This is a genomic window from Pseudomonas sp. PDM04 (genome assembly GCF_014851765.1).
In the GTDB taxonomy this organism is placed as follows: Bacteria; Pseudomonadota; Gammaproteobacteria; order Pseudomonadales; family Pseudomonadaceae; genus Aquipseudomonas.
Genome location: NZ_JACVAI010000010.1, coordinates 48337 through 57408 on the forward strand (window position 1 = coordinate 48337; position 9072 = coordinate 57408).

At 63.1% G+C, this 9072-nt stretch carries 6 protein-coding genes; 1 reads left to right on the top strand and 5 read right to left on the bottom strand.

Annotation, left to right across the window (positions count from 1 at the left end; translation table 11 throughout):
* Positions 1-70: 70 nt before the first annotated feature.
* The 5 genes from IB249_RS29490 to mrdA form a co-directional block, all read right to left on the bottom strand.
* Positions 71-1360 (bottom strand): NAD(P)/FAD-dependent oxidoreductase, encoded by a 1290-nt coding sequence (locus IB249_RS29490; protein WP_192309924.1) that lies wholly within the window; start codon positions 1358-1360, stop codon positions 71-73.
* A complete protein-coding gene (locus tag IB249_RS29495) occupies positions 1357-2034 on the bottom strand; it encodes a S8 family serine peptidase (RefSeq protein ID WP_192309925.1) in 678 nt (225 codons plus the stop codon). The genes IB249_RS29490 and IB249_RS29495 overlap by 4 nt, the downstream gene beginning before the upstream one ends.
* Positions 2024-3742 carry an ABC transporter ATP-binding protein gene (locus tag IB249_RS29500; RefSeq protein ID WP_192309926.1) on the bottom strand — a complete coding sequence of 573 codons (1719 nt, stop codon included), beginning with the start codon at positions 3740-3742 and terminating at the stop codon, positions 2024-2026. Before IB249_RS29500 ends, IB249_RS29495 begins: the two co-directional genes overlap by 11 nt.
* Entirely contained in the window at positions 3742-5646 is a 1905-nt protein-coding gene (locus tag IB249_RS29505) for a sigma-54-dependent Fis family transcriptional regulator (RefSeq protein ID WP_192309927.1), read from the bottom strand. Before IB249_RS29505 ends, IB249_RS29500 begins: the two co-directional genes overlap by 1 nt.
* 146 nt (positions 5647-5792) lie before the next feature.
* Positions 5793-7685, bottom strand: a complete 1893-nt coding sequence (mrdA, locus tag IB249_RS29510; protein WP_192309929.1) for a penicillin-binding protein 2 — start codon at positions 7683-7685, stop codon at positions 5793-5795.
* A 272-nt stretch (positions 7686-7957) separates the two neighbouring features.
* On the opposite strand from mrdA, the gene IB249_RS29515 reads away from it, so the two are divergent.
* Complete coding sequence (locus tag IB249_RS29515) at positions 7958-8881, top strand: TIGR03571 family LLM class oxidoreductase (protein WP_192309931.1); 924 nt, start codon at positions 7958-7960, stop codon at positions 8879-8881.
* Positions 8882-9072: the final 191 nt, after the last annotated feature.

Below are 9072 nucleotides of genomic sequence, written 5' to 3' on the forward strand. Positions count from 1 at the left end.
TCTCCCCTGGTAAGTGCACCTCTGTGGGAGCGAGACGGCTCGCGAAAAGGCCGATGCGGTCAACCCGAGATCAAGGTTTGAAACCTTGGGCCAACAACCAACTTTTGACCATCCTGCCCTGCTCCACCGTCAACTCCGCCAACACCTGTCCCACCGGCTCGGCCCGCAACCGGCGCACCAAGGGCGCCAGTTCCACGCCCTGTACATGCCAGATCCCCAGTGGCTGGTCCGCCGTGATTACCACTTCGGCTTCATCGACAAACCCCTCTTTCAGCACGGGCGCGCATTCAATCCTCAGCGCCGCAAAATCCACCTCGGCATGTGCCACTTCAGCATCCGGCCATTGCCGTCGCGCGCGCCAGAACGGTTGCTCCCGCCAGCGCTGCTCGTCGGCGTAAAAATCCCGGCCGATGCGCGCAAAGCGCAAGAACAGTTGCTCCACCCGTTGCTGGTGAAAACGTTGGGCCAGGGCCGCGCGTTCGGGTTTGCGCAACAGCGTGTTGATCACCGTCGGCGCCTGCAACGCCGAAGACAAGGACTGGAAAATCCCATTGCCCGACAGCGGGTCCACCGCCATTGCCGCGTCGCCGACGCGGATCCAGCGTTCGCCACACACTTGAGGGCAGAGAATCGCCGTGCTGCTGCGCGCCTGCAGTTGCAGATCGACTTCAGGAGCGGCGCCGAAGAACTCGCGCGCCAATGCCGACGCCTGGCGCCGCTGGCGACAGTAGTCGAGTAACTGCGCCTTGCTCGGCAATTGGGCACTGGCCACGTCGAGCGTCCACTGCCAATAACATTGTCCGTCCGCCCGCCGCGCCATCCATGCCCAGCCGTCCTCAAGGCTCTCCACGGCGCTGGCAGTGTCGCCCGCCGCTCCTTGCCAGCGATTGAGCAGGCTGACCGTCTCCGGGCCGCGCAGGCCCTTGCCCGGCGTGGGGGCGTGACGTCCGCGGGCCTCCACCACAAAATCGGCAATCAGCGCATCGTGCCCCTCGATTTCAACCCGGTGCCCGGTGGGCAACGGCTGAACGCTCGACACCCGAGATTCAATCAGATCAACGCCCGCCAGGCGCAAGTCCTCGCGCAAGCCACGGTCAAAGTCGGGACGGTCCAGCAGGTATTCAATGTTCTGCGCATGCTGCTGGTCATTCCACGACACCTGGCGCTGGGACGGCAGCGTCGCCTGCGCCAGCGCGTGTTGCAGACCGGCGCCGCGCAAGGCCTCCAGCACCCGGATGGACACCCCCTCCAGCGCCGCGAAACGGCGCCACTCGCAAACCAGCGTTACGTCATGGCCGAGCCGGCGCAACCCCAGGGCCACCGCCGCACCCGCAGGCCCCGCGCCGAGAATCGCGATCATGGCCCGACACGCCGTTCAGGGCCACGATAGCGGGCGTTGGCCTGCAGCCAGTCGATGATCTGTTGACGGCTCGCATCGGGGTGCGTCAGCAGAAAGCCAGCGATGTGCCCGCTCAACGCTGCGCAGCCGAGGCTCGCCCCGGATTGCCCCGGATAAGTGCCCCGCACGCACGCGGCAAAATCCGCCTGGGCGCTGTCGAGCCACGACCATTGCTGCTCGGTGCAACGCGCGTCGCCCGTGACCCGCAGCACTTGTGGATAACTCGCCGGATACACGCCCTCGCCCTGGGCCGGACTGGAAGCACACAGCACAATCCCGCGCGCTACTGCGGCTGCACAGGCGGTTCGCAACAGAGGGCGGTCCTGCCGCAGGCCGAGGCTCAGGTTGATCAAGCTCACGTCCTGCGCGATCAGCCAGTCGATGGCCGTGGCGATCTGCAAGGCACTGGTGACGCCACGCTGATCGAACACCTGGGCCACACAGAACACCGCCGACGGTGCCCGCTGGGCAATGGCTTCGATCACCGCGCTGCCATGCCCCAGTGGATCGTCCAGCAAAGCGCCTTCGGCCAGGCCATCCTCGATCAGCGCAAACCGCCGTCCGGCGACCACTTGCACCCGCTGCGCCGCCGAATGGCCGCTGTCGACGACGCCGATGCGCAGTTCAGGCTTCATGCGGCACCGTCCTGGACGTGAGCACGCCGTCGAGCAACTCGAAACGCAGGTCGGCGTCGGCCAGGGTGGAAGGGCGATGGCTGATCAGGATCCGCGTACGCCCGGCGAACAATCGGTCGATGGCCTCGATCACTTCACGCTCGGTGGCTTCGTCCACTGCCGAGGTCGCTTCATCCAGTACCAGGATCAAAGGGTCCTGCAACAGCGCGCGGGCAATCGCGATGCGCTGCTTCTGCCCTCCGGACAACTGCTGGCCGCGTTCGCCCAGCGGGCTGTCGAGGCCTTCGGGCAATGAGGCAATCAGGCTGTCGAGTTGTGCCAGCCGCGCGACTTCGGCAATCGCCTCACGGCTGGCGTCGGGCATGGCGTAGGCCAGGTTGTCCGCGAGGCTGCCGCGAAACAGCACGATGTCCTGGCTGACCACCGCAATCTGCCTGCGCAACTGGAACAGGTCCAGTTCACGCACGTCGACTTCGCCCAGCAACACTCGTCCGGACTGTGGATCGTGATGTCGCTGCAACAAGTCGATCAGCGTCGACTTGCCGACCCCGGAGCCACCGCTCAGGGCAACTTTCAAACCGTAGGGAATCCGCGCTTCGATCCCGCGCAAGGTGGTCGGGCGCCCCGGGTGACTGAAGTGCACATCGTCAAAGCGCAAGTCGCCGGACGCCGGCATCGGCTTGGGTTCAACCGGCGTCAGCACGCTCGGCTGTTCGCCGCGCAACTCCATGACGCGACCCAGGCTGACGGTCATCCGCTGAATCGCCACGTAAAGCCCCAGCAGGCTCTGGACCGGCCCGACCGCCATGCCCAGATAGGTCGAGAACGCGATCAGCGCCCCCAGTTGCCAGGTGCCCTGCACCACCCAGTAACCGCCAATCAGAAACGCACAGGCCCTGGACAATGAGGTCAACGTGCCCGGCACCGCCTGGGTGAAAAACTCGGTGACCTGCAGGCGCAGCAATTGGCTCATGTAGCCTTGCCCCAGCAGTTCCAGGCGCCGTGACTCCCGTTGCTGCTGACCCGCCGATTGAATGAATTTCATCACCGGCAGCGTCTCGACCATGAACGACGACATGTCCGCCGAACGTTCGCGTAACTGCCGCACATCGCGCTCGACCTTGCGCCGCATCCAGCGCAGCCAGAGAACGTCGAGAGGAATCAGCACCAGGGCGAGCAACGAGAGTTGCCACGACAGGGTCACCAGCATCGCCACGGCGACGACCAGGCCGATCACGCTCGACACTGCGGAAAACAGCGAGTCCACGGCAAATCGCTGGATTTCCGCGACATCGCCATCCAGGCGCGACATCAGATCGCCGATGCGCCGCTGGCCGTAGAAACCCGGCGACAGCGTTTGCAGGTGCCGATAGAGATCGTCGCGCAGCGAAAACAGGATCCGTCCGGACAGCCGCGTGTGCAGGTAACGATTGATTCCCGACAACGCCGTGCCGAGCAGGCCGGCGACAATCATCAGTCCTGCGATCAACACCAGCATGGAGAAGTCGCGGGCCAGCAGGCCATCGTCGATCAGCAACTTGGTCAGCCAGGGTTGCACCAGCACCAACAGTGAAGCGCAGGCCGACAACCCCAGCAGCCCGGCAATCGCCAGGCGGTGCGGCCGGACAAAACCATACAACCAGCGCAACGCCGCTTGCAGGGCTTCGGGGTTCTGGCTGTCGATCAGCCGAACGATCAGACGCTGCATCACGAACGCAACTGTTTTAGCTTGCGATACAGCGTCGCGCGGCTGATGCCCAGCGCGTCGGCGGCGGCGGAGACATTGCCCTGATGGCTGTCCAGGGACTGGCGGATCAACTCCAGCTCGTTTTCGCGAATGCTGCCGGACGGGGGACGCTCACTGGCGTGCAGTTCGTCGAGCATGCTGTCGGGCAGGTGGTCGAGGGTGAGCACGGTCTCTCCCGGCTCGCGCATGGCCAGCGCGGTGCGCAAGACCATTTCCAGTTGGCGGATGTTGCCCGGCCAGTGATAACCCGCGAGCAAGCGGCTGAGGTCGTCGTGCAGGACCACGGTCGGGGCCTCCAGTCGGCTCAGTAAGCGGCCGACCAGCGCGGCAAAATCGTCGCGCTCACGCAGCGCCGGCAGCATCACGCTGATCCCGTTGACGCGGTAGAACAGGTCTTCGCGGAACTGTTTGTCTTCGACCAATCGCTTGAGGTCGCGGTGGGTGGCGCAGATCAGTGCGACATCGATGTCCTGTTCCTCGCCCGCGCCCAGTGGCGCTACCTTGCGGTCCTGCAGCACCCGCAGCAGACGCGCCTGCAAGGCCAGCGGCATGTCGCCGATTTCATCCAGGAACAGCGTGCCGCCGTGGGCCTGTTGCAGGCGGCCGATCATGCCGCCACGCCGGGAGCCGGTGAATGCGCCTTCGCGGTAGCCGAACAGTTCCGACTCGATCAGGCCCTCAGGAATCGCCGCGCAATTGACCGCGACAAAAGGTTTGTCGCAACGGCTGCCCGCCAGGTGCAAGGCGCGGGCAATGACTTCCTTGCCGGTGCCGGTTTCGCCGAGCAGCAGCACCGGCAGTTCGTTGGCCAGGCCCTGGCGGGCCATGCGCAAGGCTCGGGCGTAACGGAGATTACTGCCGGCCAGGGATTCAAGGTCCGGGGGTGTCTTGGCGGTCTTGGCGGTGCTGCGCGGTGGAGTGCTGACAGTGATCGAACGTTGTGGGGCGCGCAGGGTTTTGTAGAAAAACTCGCCTTTGGCGGTCTGCAGGCTGCCGGTGCCGCCCTGATGCAGGCGCGACAGCAATTGCAGGCCATCGACGCCGAGAAACTCTTCGCAACGCCGCCCCACCAGTGCCGAACGTTCGGCGTGGAGCAACTGGCAGGCCTGGGCGCTGACCGCCAGAATCTGTCCGCCCAGGCTCACCGCCAACAAGCCTTGCCATGGCGATTCAAGGTATTGCCGACGGCTATGGAACGCCAGCACGATCTGCTCTGGAAAACTGGCGTTGAACACCCGGCTTTCGATCTGGCTGACCGCCATGGCCAGCAGCGCGGTGCTGTCGTGAACGCGGCCGAGCGGACCTTCACGGGTCAGGTCGAGGACGCCGAGGATGTCGCCTTGCGGGCAGTAGATGGGGACGGAGGTGCAGGAGAAATCGGTCAGCCGGTCCAGGTAGTGCTCGCCGCAATCGATCAGGGTCGGCCGGGCTTCGACCAGGGCGGTGCCCAGTGCGTTGGTGCCGCGAGCGGCTTCGCTCCAGCAGGCCCCCAGGGCGATGTCTTGCAGGCCACTGCCCTTGAGGCGATCGGCTCGGCCTTCGACGGCCAGGATGGTCGCATCGGAATTGGCGAGGATGATCAGCCCTTCCTTGCCCTGGCGTTCGGCCAGGTAATCGATGGCCGGCAATGCCGCGTCGATCAGCAGGCGGTTGTTCGCCAGCAGCCCATCGAGGCTCGCACTCGAGTCCAGCGTCAGTTCGTGTTTGCCGTTGAAATGCACGCCATGACTGAGGCTGCGCCGCCACGACGCATCGATCTCGGCCCGCAACACGCCATCAGGGACTTCGCCCTCGAGGTGGAGCTTTTCCCGTGCCAACCGGGCTTCGCGGTGCAGTTTGGGGGAAGTTGTTTTTATTAGCGTCATCAAGCGCTCCGGATCGGTCCGCCCTGCGCTTTTTCAGTTTCAGCGCCCTGTCGCAATCTTTACGTTAACGTCAGGGCAATGGCAAGTGCCTTACGGCGTTTGTGTTTCCTCGCGCTTCGCGGGCACGCCCGCGAAGTCGGGGCCGATTACACGTGAGGGTCGCCAGGCGCTTTGCTCGGCGTGGCGTATTGAGGCTTGAGGTGACCGTCCTGGTCGAGCAGCCAGGCATCCATGATCTGCCGCACCACAGGGCCGGCGACACGCCCACCGGCCTCACCGTTTTCGATCATCACCGAGATCACGATTTTCGGGTGTTCGGCCGGCGCGAAACCGACAAACAAGGCGTTGTCGCGGTGACGCTCCAGGGTTTTCTCACGGTTGTAGCGCTCGCCCTGCTTGATCGCCACCACCTGCGCCGTGCCGCTCTTGCCGGCGATACGGTACTGGGCACCCTGCGCCGCTGCCCGGGCGATCCCGCGCGCATCGTGCATGACCATTTGCATGCCATGGTTGACCTGTTCCCAATCGCGCGGGTCTTTCAGCAGGATGTTGGGCATCGGGTGCTCATCCACAGGCGCCACACCATCCACGGTCCTGGCCAGGTGCGGCCGGTTCCAGACGCCCTTGTTGGCGATCAGCGCGGTGGCTTGGGCCAGTTGCAGCGGTGTGACCTGCATGTAGCCCTGACCGATGCCGAGAATCACCGTCTCGCCCGGGAACCACGCCTGACGGCGCGTGGCGCGCTTCCAGGCCTGGGACGGCATCAAACCGGCGGACTCTTCGTTCATGTCCAGCGAGACCTTCTCACCGAGGCCGAACATGGCCATGTAGTCGTGCAGACGATCGATGCCCAGCTTGTGCGCCAGGTCGTAGAAATAAGTGTCGTTGGAGCGCATGATCGCCGCGTCCATGTCCACCCAGCCGTCGCCGCTGTGGTTCCAGTTGCGATACTTGTGATCGTAGTCCGGGAGCTGGTAATAGCCGGGGTCGAAGACACGGGTCTGCGGCGTGACCACGCCGGCATCCAGGCCGGCAATCGCCACCTCGGGCTTGATCGTCGAGCCGGGGGCATAGAGCCCCCGTAGCACGCGGTTGAACAGCGGGCGGTCGATGGAGTCATGCAGCGCCGCGTATTCCTTGAAGCTGATGCCGGTGACGAACAGGTTGGGATCGAAACTTGGCTTGCTGACCATGGCCAGCACTTCGCCGGTCGACGGATCGAGCGCGACCACGGAACCCCGGCGGTCACCAAGGGCCTGTTCCGCGGCTTCCTGAAGCTTGACGTCGAGGCTCAGGACGATGTTTTTCCCGGGAACCGGATCGGTGTGTTTGAGCACCCGCAGTACCCGGCCCTGGGCGTTGGTTTCAACTTCTTCATAACCCACATGGCCGTGCAACTCCGACTCGTAGAACTTCTCGATCCCGGTCTTGCCGATAGACTGGGTACCACGGTACTCGACCGTATCCAGCGCCTTGGATTCCTTTTCGTTGATACGACCGACATAGCCAATCGAATGCGCGAAATGCTCGCCCATCGGGTAGTGACGCACGAATTGCGGCTCGACATCGATCCCGGGCAGACGGAACTCGTTGACGGCGAGCACGGCGATCTGTTCTTCGCTCAGTTCGTAGAACAGGGTGACCGGCACAAAGGGATGACGCGCCTGCTTCATCGCCTTGTCGAACAGCGCCCGATCTTCAACGGGCAGGTGCAGCAGGTCGACCACCTCGTCCAGCTCTTGCTTGACGTCAGAGGCACGTTCGCGGGTGATCGTCAGGTTGAAACTGGGACGGTTATCGGCAAGGACCACGCCGTTGCGGTCATAGATCAGACCCCGGGTCGGGGTGATCGGCAAAACATGGACACGATTGTTCTCGGAGATCGTCGAGTGGTAGTCGAACTCCATCACTTGCAGCACATACATTCGCCCTACCAGCGTGCACATGATGGCGACGACGAACAAGGCGCAAGCCATCAGTCTTTTGTTGACCAGGCGCGTCTCTTTTTCGTGATCCTTGATCGGTATCGGTTCGGGCATTTCTGCAGCGGCTCTTCGACTGAAAATGAAGCACCGATCCTTGGGCGGGCAATCAGTCCGTGAAAAAAGAGCTGCACCATACCAAAAACCGGTGGGTCGCTTTATTACGATTTCCTCGAACGGTTGTCCTTGAAGGCCAAATCGACCGTCGGCTTACCTTAGACTCGTGCATTTTTCACAAGATTGATGTTTCGATTCGTGCATTTTTCTCGTCGAAGGGCCTGTGGATACTGGGTGCATGTCATTCCTTTTTCGCGTCTGGGAGTCTTTTCATGCATTCACGATTTCAACGATTACTCGGCTCGAACGGGTTTTCCATAGGCCTGGAACTGCCGCTGGACAACGACTGGTCCAGCGACGGTCAGAATCGGCGGATAGCCGAAGGCCGGCCCTTTGGTGTTCCGGACCTGAGGCAGCATGCAGCGATGGCACGCCTGGCCGACAAGGCCGGGTTCAAAGCCCTGTGGGTTCGCGATGTGCCCGTTTACGACCCGAACTTCGGTGATGCCGCACAGGTGTTCGAGACCTTTTCCTATCTGGGATACCTGGCCGGGATCACCGACAACATCATGCTGGGTACGGCGGCAGTTGTGCTGCCATTGCGTCAGCCCTGGCTCACGCTGAAGGCCGCCAACAGCATCGATGAGTTGAGCGACGGTCGCCTGTTGCTGGGTGTGGCCAGTGGCGATCGACCCATGGAATACCCGTTGTTCGGGGTGGATTACGATCAGCGCGCAGAGGTGTTCCGCGATACGGTGGAACTGTTGCGTAGCCAGGGTGAAGGTCGTCTGCCTGAAGGTGCGCAATTGCTTCCGCAGCGGGATCAAGCCGTCCCCCTGTTGGTAGCGGGGCTGGGCCAGCAGTCACCGGCCTGGATTGGCGAACACATGGATGGCTGGCTGGCCTATCCTGGGACACCGGATGAACATCGTCGTCGGGTGGGCCTCTGGCGCGAGGTGGGTGGGGACAAGCCTTACATCAGCTTCGTCCATCTGGACCTGGCGGCCAATCCTCATACCCCGATGCGTCGTGTGCGTTTCGGCGGCACTTGCGGGCGGTTGGCATTGATTGATGAGCTTCAGGCCTTGCGTGAAGCCGGTGTCCAGCACGTAGGCCTGCATGTGCGTCGCAGCGAACGGCCGGTTGCCGAGGTCATCGAGGAGATCGCTGAGCACGTTCTGCCGAAGTTTCACTGACCCTGCTGCGTGTGCGAGGGCAGCCGAGAGGCTGTCCTTTGTGTGCGTGGTTTTTCTCGCGCGCAAAACAAAACCCCTACCTGCATACGCAGATAGGGGTTTCGGAATTTAATCTTGACGATGACCTACTCTCACATGGGGAAACCCCACACTACCATCGGCGATGCATCGTTTCACTGCTGAGTTCGGGA